The following is a 20,618-nucleotide window of genomic DNA, read 5'->3' as shown; positions in this document are numbered from 1 at the left end:
TATCCAATAACTCACAAGAAGGCGACGCCATGTCAGGCCAAGGCAAGTTCAAAAAACAGCTTTCATTGATCGACCTCACGTTTATCGGGCTCGGAGCGATCTTCGGTTCAGGGTGGCTGTTCGCGGCCAGTCACGTTTCCGCGATTGCCGGGCCGGCTGGGATTTTTTCCTGGCTGCTGGGCGGTTTCGCCGTGTTGCTGCTGGGCATCGTCTACTGCGAGCTGGGCGCCGCGCTGCCCCGGGCCGGCGGTGTGGTTCGCTATCCGGTCTACAGCCACGGGCCGCTGCTCGGGTACCTGATGGGGTTCATCACACTGATCGCGTTTTCCAGTCTGGTGGCGATCGAAGTGGTCGCCTCGCGCCAATATGCGGCAGCTTGGTTTCCCGGCCTGACCAAAGCCGGAAGCGGTGATCCGACGGTGCTGGGCTGGCTGGTGCAGTTCGCTCTGCTCTGCGTGTTCTTCCTGCTCAACTACCGCAGCGTGAAAACCTTCGCCAAGGCCAACAATCTGGTGAGCGTGTTCAAGTTCATCGTGCCGCTGCTGGTGATCGGTGTGCTGTTCACCTTCTTCAAACCGGAGAACTTTCAGGTTCAGGGCTTCGCACCTTTCGGGCTCTCGGGCATCGAGATGGCCGTTTCCGCAGGCGGCGTGATCTTCGCCTACCTCGGCCTGACCCCGATCATTTCGGTGGCCAGCGAAGTGAAAAATCCACAACGCACCATCCCGATCGCACTGATCCTGTCGGTGCTGCTGTCGACTGCAATCTACGTGCTGCTGCAAACGGCGTTCCTTGGCGGCATCCCGACTGAACTGCTCGCCAATGGCTGGGCCGGGGTTTCCAAGGAATTCGCCCTGCCGTATCGCGACATCGCCCTGGCGCTCGGCGTAGGTTGGCTGGCTTATCTGGTGGTCGCAGACGCGGTGATCTCGCCCAGCGGCTGCGGCAACATCTACATGAACGCCACGCCTCGCGTGATCTACGGCTGGGCGCAGACCGGCACCTTTTTCAAAGTCTTCACCCGCATCGATGAAAAATCCGGCATCCCGCGCCCGGCGCTGTGGCTGACCTTTGCCCTGTCGGTGTTCTGGACCCTGCCGTTCCCGTCCTGGGAAGCGCTGATTAACGTGGTGTCCGCCGCACTGGTGTTGAGCTACGCCGTGGCGCCCGTGACCGTCGCCGCGCTGCGTCGCAATGCACCCGACATGCCGCGCCCGTTCCGGGTCAAGTGCATGGGCGTGCTGGGGCCGGTGTCGTTCATCATCGCCGCGCTGATCGTCTACTGGTCCGGGTGGGACACCGTCTCCTGGCTGCTCGGCCTGCAAATTCTGATGTTTGTCGTGTACCTGCTGTGTGGTCGTTTCGTGCCGACCAGACACCTGAGCCTTGCCCATCAAGTGCGCTCATCCGCGTGGCTGATCGCCTTCTACGCCGTGACCATCGTCCTGTCGAAACTCGGCACTTTCGGTGGCCTGGGCATCCTCGTCCACCCTTTCGACACGCTGGTCGTCGCCGCTTTCGCCACCGGCATTTACTACTGGGGCGCCGCCACCGGTGTGCCGTCGCACCTGCTGCGTCTTGAGTCCGAAGAGGATGAAAGCGAAGTCGCTTCGCCGTCCCCGGCCTCCGCTGCCAACCCGCGCGCTGCCGGCGCTTATTGAAACCTTTTGAAGGGACACGAACATGAAACGCGTACACGTCATTGACTCCCACACCGGCGGTGAACCCACGCGTCTGGTGATGAAGGGTTTCCCCGATCTGCCCGGCAACACCATGGCCGAGAAGCGCGATGCCCTGCGCAACCAGCACGACCGCTGGCGCCGGGCCTGCCTGCTGGAACCGCGCGGTAACGATGTACTGGTGGGCGCGCTGTATTGCGAACCGGTGTCGCCGGACGCCACCTGCGGCGTGATCTTCTTCAACAACGCCGGTTATCTGGGCATGTGCGGCCACGGCACCATCGGCCTGATCGCCTCCTTGCAGCATCTGGGACTCATCGCCCCGGGCGTGCACAAGATCGACACGCCGGTCGGCCCGGTCAGCGCGACGTTGCATGAGGACGGCGCCGTGACCTTGGGCAACGTACCGGCTTATCGATTGCGCAAACAGGTGGCGGTTGAAGTGCCGGGCTACGGCCGCTTCCTGGGTGATGTCGCCTATGGCGGCAACTGGTTTTTCCTGGTGTCGGAGCACGGCCAGACGCTGACGATGGACAACGTCGAAACCCTGACCGACTTCACCTGGAAAATGCTCAAGGCCCTCGAAGACCAAGGCATCCATGGTGAGGACGGCGCAATCATCGACCACGTTGAACTGTTTGCCGATGACGATCATGCCGACAGCCGCAACTTCGTCATGTGCCCCGGCAAAGCCTACGACCGCTCACCGTGCGGCACCGGCACCAGCGCCAAACTCGCCTGCCTGGCCGCCGACGAAAAACTTCAGCCCGGCCAGCGCTGGGTGCAGGCCAGCATCACCGGCAGCCAGTTCGAAGGTCGCTTCGAACGGGAAGGTGAACGCGTACGCCCGTTCATCACCGGCCGCGCTTACATGACCGCCGACAGCACGCTGCTGATCGACGAAACAGATCCGTTCGCGTGGGGCATCTGAGCTGCTGCGCTGATTTTCAAACCTATCTGAATGACCGTTCCAAGGAGAACAATAATGAGCGACAACATCTTCACCGGCTGCATGCCCGCCCTGATGACCCCGTGCACCGCCGCACGCAAACCGGACTTCGATGCGTTGGTGGCCAAGGGTCGCGAGTTGATCGATATCGGCATGAGCGCGGTCGTGTATTGCGGCTCCATGGGCGACTGGCCGCTGCTCACCGAAGCCGAGCGTCAGGAAGGCGTGGCGCGGCTGGTGGCGGCAGGGATTCCGACCATCGTCGGTACTGGCGCCATCAACACCCGTGAAGCGGTGTCCCACGCGGCCCATGCGGCCAAAGTCGGCGCTCAGGGTTTGATGGTGATTCCTCGGGTGCTGTCCCGTGGCGCTTCGCTCGCCGCGCAAAAGGCGCACTTCTCCGCGATTCTGCAAGCCGCGCCGAACCTGCCGGCAGTGATCTACAACAGCCCTTACTACGGCTTCGCCACCCGCGCCGACCTGTTCTTCGAACTGCGCCACGAGTACCCGAACCTGATCGGCTTCAAGGAATTCGGCGGTGGCGCCGACCTGCGCTACGCCGCTGAAAACATCACCTCCAAGGACGAAGACGTGACCCTGATGGTCGGTGTCGACACTCAAGTGGTGCATGGCTTCGTCAACTGCAACGCCACCGGCGCGATCACCGGCATCGGTAACGCCCTGCCCCGCGAAGTGCTGCAACTGGTGGCCCTGAGCAAGCAGGCGGCCAAGGGAGACGCCAAGGCCCGGCGTCAGGCGCGGGAGCTGGAATCGGCGCTGGCGGTGCTGTCGTCCTTCGACGAAGGCACGGATCTGGTGCTGTATTACAAACACCTGATGGTGCTCAACGGCGACAAGGAATACACCCTGCATTTCAACGAGACCGACGCCCTCAGCGACTCCCAGCGTCGCTACGCGGAAGCCCAGTACGCGCTGTTCCGTCACTGGTACGAAAACTGGTCGGCAGAACAAAACTTCGCCTGACCCGTAGCCTCGTTTCAGCCCGCCGTGATTACCGGCGGCGGGCCTTCTATCTTCTCAGGAACATGCCATGTCTCTTACGGGCAAACTGCTGATCGGTCAGCAAACAATCTCGGGCAATCGCGAGGTCATTCAGGGAATCAACCCGGCCACCGACGCGCTGCTGGAACCCGCTTACGCTGGCGGCTCCGCCGAGCACGTCGAACAAGCCTGCGCGCTGGCCTGGGCCGCGTTCGACCGCTACCGCGAAACCGCGCTGGAAACACGCGCCGAATTCATCGAAACGATTGCCAACGAAATCGAAGCCCTCGGCGATGAGCTGATCGACCGCGCCATGGCCGAAACCGGCCTGCCGCGCCCTCGCCTGTTGGGCGAACGCGGACGCACCTGTCAGCAATTACGCCTTTTCGCCCGCACCGTACGGGCCGGTGAATGGCTGGATGTGCGGGTCGACAGCGCCCAACCTCAGCGCCAGCCGCTGCCGCGTTCGGACCTGCGTCAGCGCCAGATTGCGCTGGGGCCGGTGGCCGTGTTCGGTGCGAGCAATTTCCCCCTCGCCTTCTCTGTCGCTGGCGGCGATACCGCTTCGGCACTGGCCGCCGGATGCCCGGTGATCGTCAAGGCCCACGGCGCCCACCCCGGTACCAGCGAACTGGTCGGCCGCGCCGTGGCTCGGGCCGTCAAGGCCTGCGGTCTGCCTGAGGGTGTGTTCTCGTTGTTGTACGGTTCCGGACGTGAAGTCGGCATTGCGCTGGTCAGCGATCCGCGCATCAAAGCGGTAGGGTTCACCGGTTCGCGCAGCGGCGGACTCGCGTTGATCAAAGCGGCTCAGGCTCGCCCCGAACCGATTCCGGTGTATGCGGAAATGAGTTCGATCAACCCGGTGCTGCTGTTTCCCGTTGCGCTGCGCAATCGCTCGCAAGCGCTGGCCGAAGGTTTTGTCGCCTCGCTCACGCTGGGGGCCGGCCAGTTCTGCACCAATCCCGGCCTGGTCATCGCCCTCAAGGGACCGGCGCTGGACACTTTCATTGGCGCCGCCGCCGAGCTCATCCCGCGCAGCCCGGCCCAGACCATGCTTACGCCGGGGATTTTCAATGCCTATGAGTCCAGCGTGAACGCACTGGCGGAAAACCCGCGCGCACGCCTTGCCGCAGTCGGGCAGAGAGGAACAGCTCCGAACCAGGGTCAGGCCCATGTCTTTGTCGCCGATGCTGCGGACTTTCTTGCCGATCACACGCTGCAAGCCGAAGCCTTTGGCGCGGCGTCGCTGGTCGTGCAATGTGCCGGCCACGATCAAGTCCGTCAGGTTCTGGAACATCTGGAGGGTCAACTGACCGCCACGCTGCATCTGGATGACGAGGATCTGGATCAGGCCCGTTCACTGCTGCCGCCCCTGGAACGCAAGGCCGGGCGCCTGCTGGTCAACGGCTGGCCGACCGGTGTGGAAGTCTGTGACGCGATGGTGCATGGCGGGCCGTTCCCGGCCACGTCCGATCCGCGCACCACGTCGGTCGGCACGGCGGCGATCCTGCGATTCCTGCGCCCGGTCTGCTATCAGGATTTCCCCGACGCCTTGCTGCCAACTTCGCTCAAACAGGCCAATCCACTGGCACTGCGACGTCTGCTCGATGGACAAAGGGAAGCCTGAAACCATGTCGAACATCACCCATGACATCGCCGTGGTCGGCGCCGGCATCATCGGCGTTGCCTGCGCCCTGCGTCTGGCGCGGCAGGGTTTGCAGGTGGTCGTGATCGACCCGCAGGAGCCCGGCCACGGCGCATCGTTCGGCAATGCCGGGCACCTGGCCACCGAGCAGGTGTTTCCGATTGCCGATCTGTCGATCCTCAAACGCTTGCCGGCCATGCTCATGGACCCGATGGGGCCGCTGCGCCTGGACTGGAAATACCTGCCCTGCGCCCTGCCCTGGTTCACTCGCCTGTTGCTGAATCTGCGCTCGGCGCCGTTCCAGCGCACCGTGGCAGGTCTGCGAGCGCTCAATGAGAGTTCGCTGGAGGCCTGGCACCGGTTGCTTGGTGACATCCAGCGTCCCGATCTGCTGAAAGTAGAAGGTTCGCTGCTGGTGTTCGAACGGCCCGATTCGCGCCCGGCCATTGAAGCGTTGCAGGCGCGCTTGCGTCAGCAACAGGTCCCGGTCGACTTATGGCAGGCATCTGCGGTGCGTGACACCGCGCCGCAACTGAGCGAACACCTGCAGGGCGGATTGTTTTTCCCGAGCACCGGGCACTTCATCGATCCGTACCGGGTGGTGTGCGAACTGGTCAGCGCCGCCAAGGCCAGCGGCGTGCAGTTTGTGAAACAACGGGTCGAGGGCGGACAACTGAATGCACAGGGCGTTTCGCTCAAGACCGGAAGCGGCAGCCTGAATGCCCGTCGAGTACTGATCGCCTGCGGTGCCCACTCGGCCAGGCTGACAACCGCGCTGACCGGCAAGAAAGTGCCGCTGGACACCGAACGCGGTTATCACCTGATGCTGCCGCAGGAACACAACCGGTTGCCCTTCCCCGTCACATCACTGGAACGCAAGTTCATCATGACGCCAATGTCCGAAGGACTGCGCCTGGCGGGCACCGTCGAGTTCGCCGGACTCGAAGCACCGCCGACCATGGCGCGGGCCTGGCAGTTGCATCGGTTGAGCAAGGGGTTGTTTCGTGAGGAGTTGAGTATAGAAGCGGCCACACCGTGGATGGGGTTCAGGCCTTCGCTGCCGGACTCGTTGCCGGTCATTGATCAGACAGCCGACGGCAAGGTGTTGCTCGCGTTCGGGCATCAGCATCTGGGGTTGACGCAAGCGGCGGTGACGGCGGAGATGGTTGAGCGGATGGTTTCGCCGCTGGCTGCGACTCGGGGTGAGGAACTGCCGAGTGTCGAGCCTTACAGGCTGGATCGTTTCTGAAAAAGCGAAAGGCCTGCTTTTGAGGGCAGGCCTTTCGCTTGGCGAAAAATTATCAGGAAGGCATTAGCCAGTGTCGTTCAGTGGTCCATCCGAGAAACACCTTCCCGCCTTCGCGCTTCTGGCGACTCTCAGTCAACGGATGCCCGGACGCTGCTATACGCAACCCGATCATGGCCGGTAGAAACCTTTCCCGAAACTCACTGGATTGAGCCGCGAAATGCATTTCAATAGTCTTGAGTGCACTCTGCAACTGAACCGGATCCAGCATCGACAAATAAAACATCATCTGACGCCAGGCATATGCCGTATTTTTCAACATGACCAAACGTGCGTGATAAAGCTGAATCTGAATTTGTTGGCGACGGCAAATCCATTCGAAGCACGACTGAGCCATTGCACTCAGGCGATCATGTAACACCTCTCTCAGTCCCAACACACCAAACAGCGTTGCCAGATTCTGTGTTGTCACGATCTGTTGCTGCTCGATAATGGTGCCGTTGGTTGCAGGATGCCGAGTACCGATATCGACATTTGCACGCTGCGCGCACAGTCGGGCCAGCGCATCGTCGTTGCTTGTCGAACGCTGCCAATACGTTTTGGTGCGCCTCGATTTCGGCGGGTCGGGAAGGCCTGCCAACTGATCCGTATCGATATCGTAATACCGGGCGTAAAGGGATCCAGGCAACATACGGGCTGCTTGTCTGGCGGACTTCACGAATTTACTTGAGAACGCGCCGATGAAAATGTCCGCCGCGACCTCCTCCACGATTGGAAGATCCAGCTTCGCCGTTTCAACCAGGGACGAAAATTCTTGAAGCAGTTTGTTTGGAATAATGGCTTGTGGAAACGCCGATAGCGTCAGTGCTGACGCTTCGATCAGGGCTTGCCTGGCGCCTTCGACCGCAGATGCGTCCGCTTCATACTCACTTTCAAGCGCAGACACCCATGGAATATCTCCGATTTTCACCTGACGTTGCATATCCAGTAGCAACAAAGAGCGTCGACGCCTGAAAGCTCGGTACGTAGCGACAGACAATGTCCTCAGCGTTGCGTCTCGATATCCCGCACTACAGATTTCCGCCGTCATGGCCGGCAGTACTCGCGCCACCGTATCTCCGGATGTAATCACACCCTGGTCAATCAACTCCGCGACGGTCCCCTTGCGACAGCGTTCGAGGCGTCGACGAACCGAGGGGGGAACAGCGTCTCCAACCATTACTGCATGCAGGTTCGCTTCCTCATTGGTGATGGGTTCCAACAGAGGGGAGAAATCAGAGATACCTTCAGAGTCTGGATAACTCACCAGCCGCGCGGAGACAGCCTTGGCAATCAGATGATGTGCCGACGCGTTCACGTGATGGCGTTGCTTTGCTCGCTTATTGAAGTGTGCTTCGGATTCTGGATGGCCATGCTTGGCCAGAAAGTCATCGACAATCTTCCGGATACGTCCCACTTGACGCCCCGTCAGCGATGCCGGATCAAGGGAGCACTGTTTGAGCAATGCATGCAACTCCACCACCCGATTCATGGAGGAGCCAGCACTGCGGGGATCAGACTCCAATGTCTTTTCAAACTGTGCGCCAAGCGCAATTGCACGTTCGAACCAACCCTCAGGGTAATACCTGCAAGGCCAGCTTTCCTTATAAGTCAGAAGGAAAAGCGAGATGGCTGCGTCGTAGAGAGGCAAGCTGTTTTCGACAACGTGTTTTTGAACAGCCACACGCGGTTGAGTAGCAAGGGTGGCCAAGCGCTGGCTGATATAACCGACATTAAAAACCTCAACTTCAGCCACCGAGAATGCTGGCTTGTCAGTTACTGTCGGAAAGAAACGTAGTCGTTCGAAAAAAGGCGCAATCTGCTCGATCAGCGTTCGTGCTTCCTCGATGCGCTGGTGCTTCAGAAACCAGGCAACTGTCAGCAGCGCAGCCTCTTCCGGCACATCGATTTGATAATTCCCTTTCGCCAGACACTCTTGAAGCGATCCAACGCCTTCATCTGAAAGATGCCAGGTATTTAAATCGAGTCGTTCAAACCCGACGCGAATGCCCGGGATCAATGCAGCCAACCGGCGCTCATAAAGCGTTAACTCGCCGCCGGCCAGAAGCTTGCCAGTGGCAAAGCCGCCAGTGGCCACCTCCAGCGTGACCCATTCGGGTAAATCCGCAAACGGTGTGCGTGAACCGTACAGCGCGCTACCCTGTACAAGATGCTCGACCACCTGGCGCCAACGCTCGATCCGATCAAGCGTTTGTGGGTCAGCATCGTTTTCTCGTGCAGCGATCAGCGCTCGAGATAGTTGAAAGTGCGCATAACCATCATGTATCCCGACAAACGCATCCGATTCAATATCGTGCCTGGACATTCTTCCTTGCGACCCTGCGTTGTAATGGGTCCGGGGGCTGGATTCGAACCAGCGCCCACCCGGTTAAGAGCCGAGTGTTCTACCGCTGAACTACCCCGGAACAGAGCGCGCATTGTCGGCTAGCAATGAAAAGATGTGAAGCTCGGTCTCAAGGATTTTGTTGCCGCAAGATACCACTCGTTCATCCATACAAATATGGAGAAGGAGCAGTCTTGTTTTGTTCAGCCAGATAGGACACTCGCTGCTCGGCTCGGGACATCAATTGAGAGAAATATTGCGCTGGCTGGCCTCATCCACGTTGATATGGCTCAAGCGGCCCTGGCAGTCGAACAGCAACCAGTCGGCCCCCAGGCGACGCACTTGCAGGCTTTGCGCCGGCCATTGCAATGTTGCGCAGGTGTGATCACTTTTGCGGTGGATGAAATGCCAGCGAGTCGACTCATTACCGACACCGTAACCGACCAACAACCAACGCTCGCAGAGATAAACACTCAGGACGGGGTCATCAGCAAACGCATCCACATAACCTGGCAACCGGTAGCTTTTACGACTGTTGCGCTGTTCCAGAACGAGTACCGGATCCTCTTCCTCCTTGTGCTGAAGCATGAATTCCGTGATTTCACCGCTGGCATCAACCAGCTGGAAGCCATTCTGATAAATCATCGCCGGCATTGGTTCCCGACTCAGCAGACGTCGTGCTGGCAGGCGGTAACACCAAAGCTGGTTACCCTGTTCCGGATCGGACAGCCACAGGCATTCGTTCTGTTCATCCGTTTCAAGGCGCACGATATGACCCGGCAAATCACTGACATGCCACAACGTTTCGAATCCGCGATCAACGTCAACCACTCGCAACTGGCGACCGCGACCGATCGTCCACGCCGTGCCATCGAATGACTTGGCGAACGCATCCAGCATCAATACACCCAGATCCTTCACGGTACGGTTGACCAGATCCAGTTTGCTGATGCGCCAGACGTTATCGCGCCGCGCCAGTGCAAGCGCTACCTGCCGGCCATGGGCCAGGACGATCGTCTGCGCCGGTATCGGGAAATGAAAAAGCGTTTTGCCGGCAGCATCGATGACCAGCGCTCCGGCTTCCCCGAGGGCCACCAGATAACGTGCATCCTCCAGCGGCACCGCATCGAAAATGGGCAAATTGCCCCGGTCTGGCGCCTCCCACTCAAGAGCCGACGCAACACGCTCCAGCGGCACACGGACGGCGCGCGGCAGCGCTTGCTCCGGCAAGTCGGCTTGCAGCAGCTTGTCCTTGCTCATTTTGATCAGCGCCTTCAACTGATCCCGGGTCAACCGCCCGTGGTCACAGGCCTGATCGGCGATGATGGCGTGTACCGTGGCGCCGGCGAGCCATGCCAGTGCATTGGTCTCCGACTTCTGCTGCAACAACGCCTCGGCCAGCGCGGCACGCTCGGCGAAGCGCTGAGGATCGTCCCGCAATTGCTCGATCCATGCCCCGTACGCCACCAGGGTGTCGGGCAGCAACACGGCCCGCTTGACCAGTGCGCCCATCGCCAGCCGTCCTCCGGCAGCTTCGGCATTGAGCAACCATTGCGTGGCCTGCTCACGCTCGGCAGGCAGACTCCAGATAACTTCCACGGCTTGCAGCCACAGGCCCTTTTCGGCCAGGGCCTTGGCCCACTCCAGACGCAAGGCATCGGCATTGGCCGGCCATTTTTTCTGAAGCATCAGCACGGCATCAGCGAAGGCGTCGTCACGACGGGCGACCTGTAATGCTCGCTCCCAGTTGCCTGCCAGACACAGCAGACGCACGATCATGGCGGCCGGCATATCCCACGCCAGAGCAAGATCGGCGGCCTGCTGCTGACGACCGTGTTTTTCCAGATAGTCGAGGGCTTCCTGACGATCCTTCAGCAGTTCGGCGAGGACAAACACCGCTTCTTCGATTCGCAACTCGCGATCCAGACGTTCAAACGTTTGTCGGTAGATTTTCCGCAGGTGGGACTCCAGGTCCTCTTCGAACAGCATCGAACGACTCGGCCCCTGGTGCTGACTGATCGCCAGTTCCTGACGACGCTGCGGGGTGCCGAACGCCTGCTCGACGCTGTCTTGCCCGCCGCCCAATGGAATGGCGTGGCGCAGCGCTTCCTCCAGATCGCCATTCTCGAACATCGCGAGCATCCGGCGCATATAGTCGGCCTGACGTCGGCCATACAACGCCGACAGACGCGAGTGTTGAGTCAGGCGGGTCAACACGCGGCGCCAGATGGCGGGTTTGTGCCTGACGGGTTTGGCGCGCGGTGCAATCGGCGGTTTCGTCGGTGACTGCGCCGATGCTTGAGAAGCCCGTGCAGCCCCCGGCAATATCGGCTCCACCGGCCGCAGAAGTTTGCGTACGCCCATCAACAACAGGGTGAACAGTACCGAGCCGATCACCGTTCCCAGCACCACTGCGCCGATATCAGAGGGTGCCGAGTGCTCCGGGGCCACCGGCGTCGGAGGCAAGCCATTGCTCTGGCCCTGCGTCGCCATCCAGAACAACGCCACCAGCACCAGAAAGGTCAAGCCGAGCGTCAGCCACGGCCATGACGGCTCTTCAGTACTTTTCCAGGCACTGTTCGAGGGTTTTACGGGTTGGTCGGGCTGGCTTTTGGCGGCCGTGCGCGGGCGTTCCAGCAGCGCTCGCATCACCCCTTCGCGCTCGGGGCTGACCGGCCCCAGCGCGCCACCAAGAATTTCCCGTACATCGGTAGAAAAGGCACGAGGTTCAGGTGCCGGCTCCGGCAATGCGCTGCTGCAATCGAATGTGTCCAGCAGGGTGTAAGTACTGACGTCGATCCACTCACCCGGTGCGAGCGTTATTGCATCGCGCAGTTGCAGAGCGCTGACGTGACTGCCGCGCACCAGCCAGACATCGGCGGCAGGCAGGCGGGCCAACTCTTGCGGGGTCAGCGGCGCAGAACACAAGGTGTGGCCCTGACGGATCAGTGGCCATCCGACCAGCGCATCACACTGGGCCGATACCGGCTGACGAAAACGCAACAAGTCGCCATCGTCGAAGCGGCAGGCTCGTGCGCCGGTCTGCCAGTAATCGAGAATCTGGCGCGCACGCTCGGATTCGTCAAAGCGTTCGGCAGGAAACCAAAGCCCTTCAATCTGTTGATGCCCGGCCAACACCGGACGGCGTATCAATGCTGCGTCATGCTCAAGCATCGGCGCCTTCCTTGTGTTTTGCCGCCACCTGGTTGCAGAAAATCTGCAGGCGCAGGGTACGCTGGGGAACCGAGTAGACCAGCAACTCACGTGCGCTGGTCAGTGCTGCAACCAGGCCACTCATGGGGCAGAAGCTGATTTTGACAATGTCACTGGCAGCGGTGAACAGGACACGCTGCTGTCCTTCGCTATGCAGAGCAACGGTTTGCTGATCAGGGCCGATCAAGACCAGCGAGTACGGGTCCCCCCTGTACTGACGCAACAATCCAAGACCCTTCCAGCCATGGGCCAGATCGACTCGTTCGGATGGCATCGAGCAACCTGTCGCCGAAATGATCTGCCAACGCTGTTTGCCATTATCGACCGAGAGCAACGCACAGCCACCGAAGGACCGGTGCCACAGTCGACTGGCGGCAAACAGCACCTGGCTCACGCCTTCGGCATTACCGATCACATGGCCGCACGATGCAGCGCCTTCGGTGCCAACCGAATGGGCATACAACCGACCGCCGTCACTCCGTACATACGCCATCGTCTCATTGGCGACCTTGGCCAGACCCAGCACGCTGTCGGCCCAGCGACGGGTTTTCGCGGGTGGCGACGGGGGCGGAGACTCTCCGCTGACGGCCTCCCAATACGCCAGATGTCCTTGAGTATCCAGCAAGAACAGGCGGCCGGTTCGACCACCGTTCAGCCAGACGACAGGCAGCAGTCTGGCGGTACCAGGCGGTAATTGCAGTTGCTCGCGAGGGGGCTTCTCCACAGCGCTCAAGCCGGGCACTTTCCAGAACCAGAGCCAGTCGTGCTGGCTCAATACCGCGCCGAGGTTGCGGCCCGAAAAAGTTGCAGCCAGCGGCACGCGCCCGGTGCTCCAGAGGTTGCGGCGCACTTGCAGCGATTTTTTCTGGTGCTCTGTCGGCAGCTTTATCACCACCATGCCCTCTTCATCGAGCAACTTAAGCGCTACATGGGTACCGGCACTGGAGATGACCGGCGGCAGGTTGAGGGCGACCCGGGGTACTGTGCCCTTGACTGCCGGTGCGGCTGCCACCACTTCAGCTTCGAACTGACCGCTGAGCAACCGCACGGCCGAACCTTCTTCGGGAATCGGCAGCGACACACGACGGGTTGTCGCAGCCTGCAATTCGAAGGACAGGCTCTGCCCTTCGAGGCTGCGATGGATCTGAACCCGGTGAGTGCAGGACTGGCTGTCGGTTTTGGGCAGGCGCTGGCCGACGACCCAGCATTCGCCGGCCTGATCCGGCTGCTCGGCGAGCCACCCGCGCCAGGCCTGCCAATGCGCGTCACTCACCGTGTGATAGGTGCGAGCGCTGAGCAGACGCTTGAGTTGCGCCGAAGTGTCGAGTTCATGGAGACGAGGCGCCTCTTGCAGGATTCCCCAGCGCAACTCTGCACCCGCCTCCCGGGCGCGGCGTGCCAGCAGGATCAGCAAGGCAAGATGCACCAGGCGCGCGGCCCCCAACTGCAAGGGGCCGGCATCAAACAAAACGACAATCAGCCGATTGGCCTGCCGGGAGCGGTATTGCGGGGCGAGAAAAAGGTGTTCTCCCACGGCGACCCGGCGCATGAATTCTTCGGGCACTTCGTCTGCCAGCAGCCATTCGCTGGACAACAGGCGCTCATAAGCACCACGGCGTTGCAAATCACCCAGGCCATCAGGCTCGGGCACACCGCCCTGATGCTGACCACGCAATGGGCCAAGGATCGGGTCGAGACGACCCAGCAGGTCGCCGAACAGTGGCATCTGCTCCGGGGCAAACCATTCCAGCCATTGCCGCCAAGGGTGCAAGGAATCGGGTAACTGCATCAGCGTCCTGCCCAATAAGCATCGATTTTCTGCAGATGCTGCGCCGTCACCGGCAGTTGTCGATCAAGGGGAATGACCACCGCGGGATCGCGCCAGAGCAACAGCGGCGCACGGGAAAAGGCGTTGAACAACGCCTGTCCCAACAGATCGATTGGCACCTCGGGCTCCCAACGCGTGGGAAGCCAGAGCCCCGGTGCACGGGCATCCGTTGCGGCATATGCCACGCCGTCGACCCAGGGCAGGTCATCGGCCGCTCCCGAAACCATCAGCATGTCGCGATTGGCTGTGGCTTGCAGGCGTGATGCCTGCTCGACAGGCATCAACCGCAATCGGGCATGCAGGTGTCGGGCGGCATCCCCCCAGGCCACAGCGGCTTGCGGTTCGACAGGCGTCGACCGTGGACGCCAGGTCCAGGCCCTGGCCGAAACACTCATACGGCGGACGTCATCAGGCGGGTCATTTGCCCACGGACTTCCTGCAATTGTGCCGGCATGGTCTGGCTGTCGAAGTTGGCGTCGATCTCGCGCAGCAATCCTTCAAGCAGAGGGCTCGCTGGCGGCTCGGCGCGCGTCAGATAGTCCTGCGCCGTTTCCAGCAGGCGATTGAGCCGCGACATCGGCTGCAAGGTCGCCTCCTCCACGGCACTGAACAGATGGCTGTTGCTGGACTGCGCGAAGATCTCCCGCAAAACCTCGCGGCCATGCTGCTGGGTTTCTTTGGTCGGCAGCACATACAGCAAGGGCCACAGGTCCGCTTCGCTGGCTTCCAGACGTCCACCGAGCAAAGCGGCGGCGGCAATCAACCGCTGGGATTTGACGATACGGCGGTCCGACAACTGAATGCCGGCCTCGCGCAAACGGCGAATGGCCTGGGCCAATGCGGGGCGAACCTGGGTGAGATCAACATTCTTGAGCGCCTGACCAAGGGTGTCCAACTGGCTCAAACCGAGCAGTTGCTGAACCGGCCGCTGCTCGGACTGCCAACCACCGGCCAGCATGGCCTCCAGTTGATTGTCCGGTACCGACTCGACAAACAGGTGCAGCAGGAATCGGTCACCGAACGCAGCCAGCGCTTCGTCATCCGGCAGTCCGTTCGCGGCGCCGACACAGACGCGCAACGGGCACTGAATCTGAGTGTGGCCGCGACGAAAGCGTCGTTCGTTGAGCACGCCCAGCAGCGTATTGAGAATGGCTGTGGAACCCAGAAAGACTTCGTCCAGAAACACGATGTCGGCCTCGGGAAGCATGCCGGTCACGTCGGTTTCTACCGTGCCTTCGCGCAGCTTTTTCAGGTCCACGGCACCGAACAGCTCCGAGGGCTCGGTGAAGCGGCCCAACAGGTATTCGAAATAGCGCCCCCCCATGGATTGCGCCACTCGCCGCACCACCGCACTCTTGGCGGTACCCGGTGGCCCGACCACCAGAATGTGCTCCTGGGCGACAGCGGCGAGGACAATCAACTCGGCCAGCTGTTCACGCCCCACCAGGCCCTCGGTGGCCACACGAACGGCCTGGCGAATTTGCGCAGCTGCGCTCTGCAATGAAGCAATCATGGGGGTCATCCCTGAAACTGAAGCCGCGGATTCTGCCTGAGCGCAAGGCTCTGTCACAAGACAATCAGCGAGATAAATGGCGCAATGCCATCACTTTCTGACGAGGTGTGCACTGACGCCCTTTTGATTGCGGTATGAACGACAAAAGCCTGCTTTTCAGGGCAGGCTTTCTGTGTCCGCGAAGAGTTATTTCTGGTGTGCCGTCAGCGCCGCATAGCCATTCATCAAATTGCGGTAGTTCGGAATCCGCTGCGACAGCAGGTTGCCCAGCCCTTCGATGTCGTTGCGCCAGTCGCGGTGCAGCTCACAGGCCACCGAGAACCAGTTCATCATCTGTGCACCGGCCTGGGTCATGCGGTTCCATGCGGCCTGTTGCACGGTGGTGTTGAAAGTGCCGGAAGCATCGGTCACCACGAACACGTCAAACCCTTCCGCCAGTGCCGATAAGGTCGGGAATGCCACGCATACGTCGGTCACGACACCGGCAATGATGATCTGCTTGCGGCCGGTGGCCTTGATGGCCTTGACGAAGTCTTCGTTGTCCCAGGCGTTGATCTGGCCCGGGCGGGCAATGTACGGCGCATCCGGGAACATTTCCTTGAGTTCCGGCACCAGCGGGCCGTTCGGACCCTGCTCGAAACTGGTGGTGAGGATGGTCGGCAGCTCGAAGAATTTGGCCAGGTCGGCCAGTGCCAGCACGTTGTTCTTGAACTCGTTCGGCGAGAAGTCCTGTACCAGCGAAATCAGACCGGTCTGGTGATCGACCAGCAGAACCACGGCGTCGTCTTTGTTCAGGCGGTTGTAGGTTGCAGTGCTCATGTTGAATCCCTTTTTAGTTGTGGAAGTTCGCTTGCGTTCAAGATGGGCACAGATTAATGACTCGCCTGAAAGCGATAAATCACCTGCAAAGCGTTTAACCGTCAACCCAAACGAGACAATCCACTCAATCCGGGGCTCAATCGCACGGTGGTCCCGACCTTCCCGCCGATCCTTGTCATAATGTTCGCCGGCAATACGTTCAGAACGACATCTAGGGAAAAGTTGATGCTCGGACGCAACACACAAGCGCCCACGGCGAACGACACGCGGCGCCCCGCCGGCAAAGCGATGAAGGCCGGATCGACCTTTCGGCTGACCGTCAGCTTCATGCTGGTGGTGGTCGTGGCGTTTCTGGCGGTCGAGAGCTGGCGGACATGGCGTGACTATCGTTCGGTCTTTGCGTCCGCGCGCGATTCGGTGACCAACCTGGCCCGCGCCACGGCCCAGCACGCCGAGGATACGATTCGCCAGGTCGATGTGGTCACCGCCGGGCTGGCCGAGCGCGTCGAAGGTGATGGTCTGCAGAACCTCGATGTCCCGCGCATTCACAAGCTGCTGGTGCAGCAATCGAAAATCATGCCGCAGTTGCACGGTCTGTTCATCTACGGCCCGGACGGCCACTGGATCGTGACCGACAAAGAAGTCACCCCGGAAATGGCCAACAACGCCGACCGCGATTATTTCGAGTACCACCGCACCCATGAGGATCGGCAAGTGCGCATCGGCCAGGTAGTCGAGAGCCGCTCCACCCATGACCTGATCATTCCCATTTCCCGACGCTTGAACAACCCCGATGGCTCGTTCGCCGGCGTGCTGCTGGGGACGGTCAAGGTCAGTTACTTCGTCGACTATTACGGCGATTTCCGGATCGATGACAAAGGCGCACTGGTGCTGGCCATGCGCGACGGTACGATTCTGGTTCGCCGCCCTTTCATCGCCTCCGTGGTGGGCAAAAGCCTGGCGAACAGCGAGATCTTCAAGACCTACCTGCCCAGCTCCAACGAAGGCATTGCGCAGATCCGGGCGGTGGTCGATGACACCGAGCGCCTGTATGGCTATCGCGCCCTGACCACCTATCCGCTGGTGGTGGAGGCCGGCTTGTCGAAAGATTCCATCACTGCACCCTGGCGCCGGGACTTGCTGAAAAACGGCTTCGTGCTGATTTTCCTGATCCTGGTCCTCGCCGGTTTCGGACTGATCGTACTGAGCCAGTTGCGCCAGCGGATCGCGATGGAACGGGAAATCCGTTCCGCCCACCAGGCCATGCGCGACATGGCACTGACCGACAGCCTCACCGGTCTTGGCAACCGTCGGCGCCTGGACAATGCGCTGGCGGACGAGATTCGCCTGGCCCGCCGTCAGGGCTCGGCGCTGTCGTTGATCATGCTCGATGTCGACCACTTCAAACGCTACAACGACCGCTATGGCCACGCCGCCGGCGACGACTGCCTGAACGCCGTCGGACGGGCGATCCAGCAAGCGGTCAAACGCCCCGGCGACCTCGCCGTACGCTACGGTGGCGAAGAATTCACCGTGCTGCTGCCCAACACCGAGAACGCCGGCGCCATCCAGGTCGCCGAGGACATCCTGCAAGCCATCCGCTCGCTGGAACTGGAACACACCGGGCATCCCCTCGGGTATGTCACCGCCAGCGCCGGCATTGCGACCCGTCATCCGCTTGACGACGCGGTGACGCCGGCCATGCTGCTGAAGTCGGCGGATACCTGCCTGTATCAGGCGAAGCGGCTGGGGCGCAATCGTTGGTGCTCGGCGGATGAGTCTGCGTGATAGAGATATCGGTCAGTCTTCGCGAACAGGTTTCGGAGCCTCCGCGATCAACGTCTTCGGCTCCAGATACGCACTCATCCCCCACTTGCCCATTTCGCGCCCCAGGCCCGAGTGTTTGAATCCACCAAAAGGAGCGCGTGGTTCGTGGGCCAGGGTGTTGATGAGCACCCGTCCCGAATCGATCTGACTGGCGATGTTCACACAACGTTCGGGATTCTGACCCAGCACCAGCGCGCTCAGCCCATAGTCCGTATCGTTGGCAATGCGGATCGCATCGGCGTCGTCCTCGTAAGGGATGATCGTCAGCACCGGGCCGAAGATTTCTTCTCGCGCGATCCGCATCTGGTTGTTGGCGTCGGTGAAGATCGTGGGTTTGACGAACCATCCGGCGTGCAGGCCTTGCGGACGACCTTCGCCACCTGCCAGTAACCTTGCGCCCTCTTCCTGGCCGATACGGATGTAGCGTTGTACCCGCTCCCATTGTTTCTGGCTGACCATCGGGCCGATATCGGTGTCGGCGTTGCGCGGATCGCCCGATTGAAACTGTGCGACGCCCTCCTTCGCAGCCTGCTCGAACTCTGCGAGCCGTTTACGCGGAACAAGAATGCGCGTGCCGGCGATGCAGGCCTGGCCACTGTTGAGGAATCCGGCGTGCAGCGCCAGCGGCATGACTGCCTGGAAATCCGCGTCATCGAGTACCACGGTGGGCGACTTGCCGCCCAGCTCCAGGGTCACGCGCTTCAGAGTATCGGCACCGGTTCTGACCAGATGCTGACCGACCGCGGACGACCCGGTGAACGAGATTTTGGCCACGTCTGGATGCCGGGCGATCTCCTCGCCAACCACGTCGCCTCGGCCGTTGACGATGTTGAAGACACCCGGTGGCAGCCCCGCTTCGTGCAACGCGCGGAGCACGACCTGCGTCTGCAACGCGCTCATCTCGCTGGGCTTGATGACGGCGGTGCAGCCTGCCGCCAGTGCAGTGGCCAGCTTGTTGCAGATGAAGCCGGCATTGCTGTTCCACGGCGTGATCAGCCCGGTCACGCCCACGGGCGTCAGAATGACCTTGGCCATGCCGGCCTGCTCTTCGAAGTCGAACGCCTCCAGTGCCTCGATCGCTTGCGCAATCACGTCCGCCGGATACGTCGCCATCCAGCGCCCGCGAACCGCAGGCGAGCCGTACTCCTCAAGGATGGCTTCCAGCAGTTCTTCCTCTCTGGCCGCTACGGCCTTATGCATGCGTTGCAGGGCGGCAATGCGCTCTTCGCGCGTGGTACGAGACCAGGCCGGGAACGCAGCCTTGGCGGCGGCGATGGCGCGCTGGGCGTCAAGTGCATCGCCCAACCGGACCTGACCGATGACTTCCTCGGTACTCGGGTTATGGAGGTCGAACCACTCCTGACCGTGTGGGAGGACGTACTCGCCGTTGATGTAGATGTGTTCAATGCGCTGCATGGCAACTCCTCGCTGAAAATGACTCGCTTGAAGCGAGCCTCGATGAAGCGAAGTCTAAGAAGGGTTGATTGTTCCGATAAGCTATCCTTTGGCTGATGAAGCATCCCTATTTTCAGGACAATCCATGCACAGAACAGGAATGACCGAGCTGGAAGTGGTGCTGGCCGTCGCCCGGCGCAACAGTTTTCGCGGCGCGGCCCAGGAACTGGGCATGTCGACCACGGCGGTGAGCAGCGCGGTGGCCGGCCTCGAAGCGCGCCTGAAGGTGCGTCTGTTCAATCGCTCGACACGCAGCGTTGCCCTCACCGACATCGGGCAGCGCTATGTGGAGCGCATCGCCCCGGCCCTGGCGCAGATCAAGAGTGCCGGCGAAGAGGCCAGCGTCGGTCTTGACGAACCCAGCGGCACACTGCGCATCAACGCACCGCACGGCGCGGCGTATCTGCTGCTGGAGCCGCTGCTCAATCAGTACGCCCGACGTTATCCCGAAGTGCGCATCGACGTCGTCAGCGAGGCCAGCATGGTCGACATCGTCGCCGGGGGCTTCGACGCCGGGATCCGCCTGGCCGAGTCCGTGCCGCAAGACATGATCGCGGTGGCGCTGTCAGGCGACATCCGGATGCTCATGGTGGCAACGCCGGAGTACCTCGAACGCCACGGCGTGCCCGAACACCCACGGGATCTGCTCACCCACCAGAGCATCGGCATGCGCATGGCCCACGGCGGCCTCTATCACTGGGAGCTGGAACGCGACGGCGAGAAACTGCAGATGGATCTGCCGACGCGCTTCGTGTTCAACGAATTACTGGCGATCAAACAGGCCGTGGTGCTGGGCCTTGGCATCGGTTTCATTTCCGAATGGTTCATCCAGGAAGAACTGGCCAGCGGCGCACTGGTGCCGGTGCTGATGCCGTGGTGTCCGTCGTTTGGCGGGTTGAGGCTTTATTACTCGGGCCATCGCTTCGTGCCCGCGCGGTTGCGTGCGCTGATTGATCTGGTGCACGAACTGCGGCCGAGTCCGGTTTGATTCTTGCGATCAATCGAGATGTGCATTGCAAATGTACGGCGGTCTGGCTTCAAGGCAGAATGGCGCCTCGT

At 61.2% G+C, this 20,618-nt stretch carries 14 protein-coding genes and 1 tRNA gene; 7 read left to right on the top strand and 8 right to left on the bottom strand.

Features of this window, described 5'->3' with window-relative positions:
- The first annotated feature begins 29 nt into the window (after positions 1-29).
- The 5 genes from AC07NR_RS21060 to AC07NR_RS21040 all read left to right on the top strand — a co-directional run bounded on the left by AC07NR_RS21060 (position 30) and on the right by AC07NR_RS21040 (position 6,524).
- Complete coding sequence (locus AC07NR_RS21060) at positions 30-1,661, top strand: APC family permease (RefSeq protein ID WP_495079375.1); 1,632 nt, start codon at positions 30-32, stop codon at positions 1,659-1,661.
- A gap of 22 nt (positions 1,662-1,683) precedes the next feature.
- Entirely contained in the window at positions 1,684-2,610 is a 927-nt protein-coding gene (locus AC07NR_RS21055) for a 4-hydroxyproline epimerase (RefSeq protein WP_495079374.1), read from the top strand.
- Positions 2,611-2,664: 54 nt separating this feature from the next.
- Positions 2,665-3,612 carry a dihydrodipicolinate synthase family protein gene (locus tag AC07NR_RS21050; protein ID WP_248739099.1) on the top strand — a complete coding sequence of 316 codons (948 nt, stop codon included), beginning with the start codon at positions 2,665-2,667 and terminating at the stop codon, positions 3,610-3,612.
- Positions 3,613-3,679: 67 nt separating this feature from the next.
- Entirely contained in the window at positions 3,680-5,257 is a 1,578-nt protein-coding gene (locus AC07NR_RS21045; RefSeq protein WP_495079373.1) for an aldehyde dehydrogenase (NADP(+)), read from the top strand.
- A 4-nt stretch (positions 5,258-5,261) separates the two neighbouring features.
- On the top strand, positions 5,262-6,524 hold the full coding sequence (locus AC07NR_RS21040; protein WP_495079372.1) for an NAD(P)/FAD-dependent oxidoreductase: 1,263 nt from the start codon (positions 5,262-5,264) through the stop codon (positions 6,522-6,524).
- 52 nt (positions 6,525-6,576) lie between these two features.
- Here the strand turns inward: AC07NR_RS21040 and AC07NR_RS21035 are convergent, their stop codons facing one another.
- The 7 genes from AC07NR_RS21035 to ycaC all read right to left on the bottom strand — a co-directional run bounded on the left by AC07NR_RS21035 (position 6,577) and on the right by ycaC (position 16,277).
- A complete protein-coding gene (locus tag AC07NR_RS21035; RefSeq protein WP_495079371.1) occupies positions 6,577-8,886 on the bottom strand; it encodes a hypothetical protein in 2,310 nt (769 codons plus the stop codon).
- A gap of 25 nt (positions 8,887-8,911) precedes the next feature.
- Positions 8,912-8,986, bottom strand: a tRNA-Lys gene (locus tag AC07NR_RS21030).
- Positions 8,987-9,144: 158 nt separating this feature from the next.
- Positions 9,145-12,078: a bpX6 domain-containing protein gene (locus AC07NR_RS21025; RefSeq protein WP_495079370.1), complete on the bottom strand. Its 2,934-nt coding sequence runs from the start codon at positions 12,076-12,078 to the stop codon at positions 9,145-9,147.
- Entirely contained in the window at positions 12,071-13,906 is a 1,836-nt protein-coding gene (locus tag AC07NR_RS21020; RefSeq protein WP_495079369.1) for a hypothetical protein, read from the bottom strand. The genes AC07NR_RS21025 and AC07NR_RS21020 overlap by 8 nt, the downstream gene beginning before the upstream one ends.
- The gene (locus AC07NR_RS21015; protein WP_248739094.1) at positions 13,906-14,340 is read right to left on the bottom strand and encodes a bpX5 domain-containing protein; all 435 of its coding nucleotides are present in this window, start codon (positions 14,338-14,340) and stop codon (positions 13,906-13,908) included. The genes AC07NR_RS21020 and AC07NR_RS21015 overlap by 1 nt, the downstream gene beginning before the upstream one ends.
- Positions 14,337-15,458, bottom strand: a complete 1,122-nt coding sequence (locus tag AC07NR_RS21010; RefSeq protein WP_495079368.1) for an AAA family ATPase — start codon at positions 15,456-15,458, stop codon at positions 14,337-14,339. The genes AC07NR_RS21015 and AC07NR_RS21010 overlap by 4 nt, the downstream gene beginning before the upstream one ends.
- Positions 15,459-15,644: 186 nt before the next feature.
- Complete coding sequence (gene ycaC / locus AC07NR_RS21005; RefSeq protein ID WP_065261269.1) at positions 15,645-16,277, bottom strand: isochorismate family cysteine hydrolase YcaC; 633 nt, start codon at positions 16,275-16,277, stop codon at positions 15,645-15,647.
- Positions 16,278-16,502: 225 nt separating this feature from the next.
- Here ycaC and AC07NR_RS21000 point away from each other — a divergent pair, with 225 nt between their 5' ends.
- Positions 16,503-18,065 (top strand): sensor domain-containing diguanylate cyclase, encoded by a 1,563-nt coding sequence (locus AC07NR_RS21000; protein ID WP_495079367.1) that lies wholly within the window; start codon positions 16,503-16,505, stop codon positions 18,063-18,065.
- A 12-nt stretch (positions 18,066-18,077) separates the two neighbouring features.
- On the opposite strand, the gene AC07NR_RS20995 is transcribed toward AC07NR_RS21000, so the two are convergent.
- On the bottom strand, positions 18,078-19,520 hold the full coding sequence (locus AC07NR_RS20995) for an aldehyde dehydrogenase family protein (RefSeq protein ID WP_495079366.1): 1,443 nt from the start codon (positions 19,518-19,520) through the stop codon (positions 18,078-18,080).
- 124 nt (positions 19,521-19,644) lie between these two features.
- Here AC07NR_RS20995 and AC07NR_RS20990 point away from each other — a divergent pair, with 124 nt between their 5' ends.
- A complete protein-coding gene (locus AC07NR_RS20990) occupies positions 19,645-20,547 on the top strand; it encodes a LysR family transcriptional regulator (protein ID WP_265814823.1) in 903 nt (300 codons plus the stop codon).
- Positions 20,548-20,618: the final 71 nt, after the last annotated feature.

Source organism: Pseudomonas sp. GW821-FHT09C09 (genome assembly GCF_059418105.1).
The sequence above is the reverse complement of the archived record's forward strand: the minus strand, read 5'-3'. Positions and strand labels throughout refer to the sequence as shown.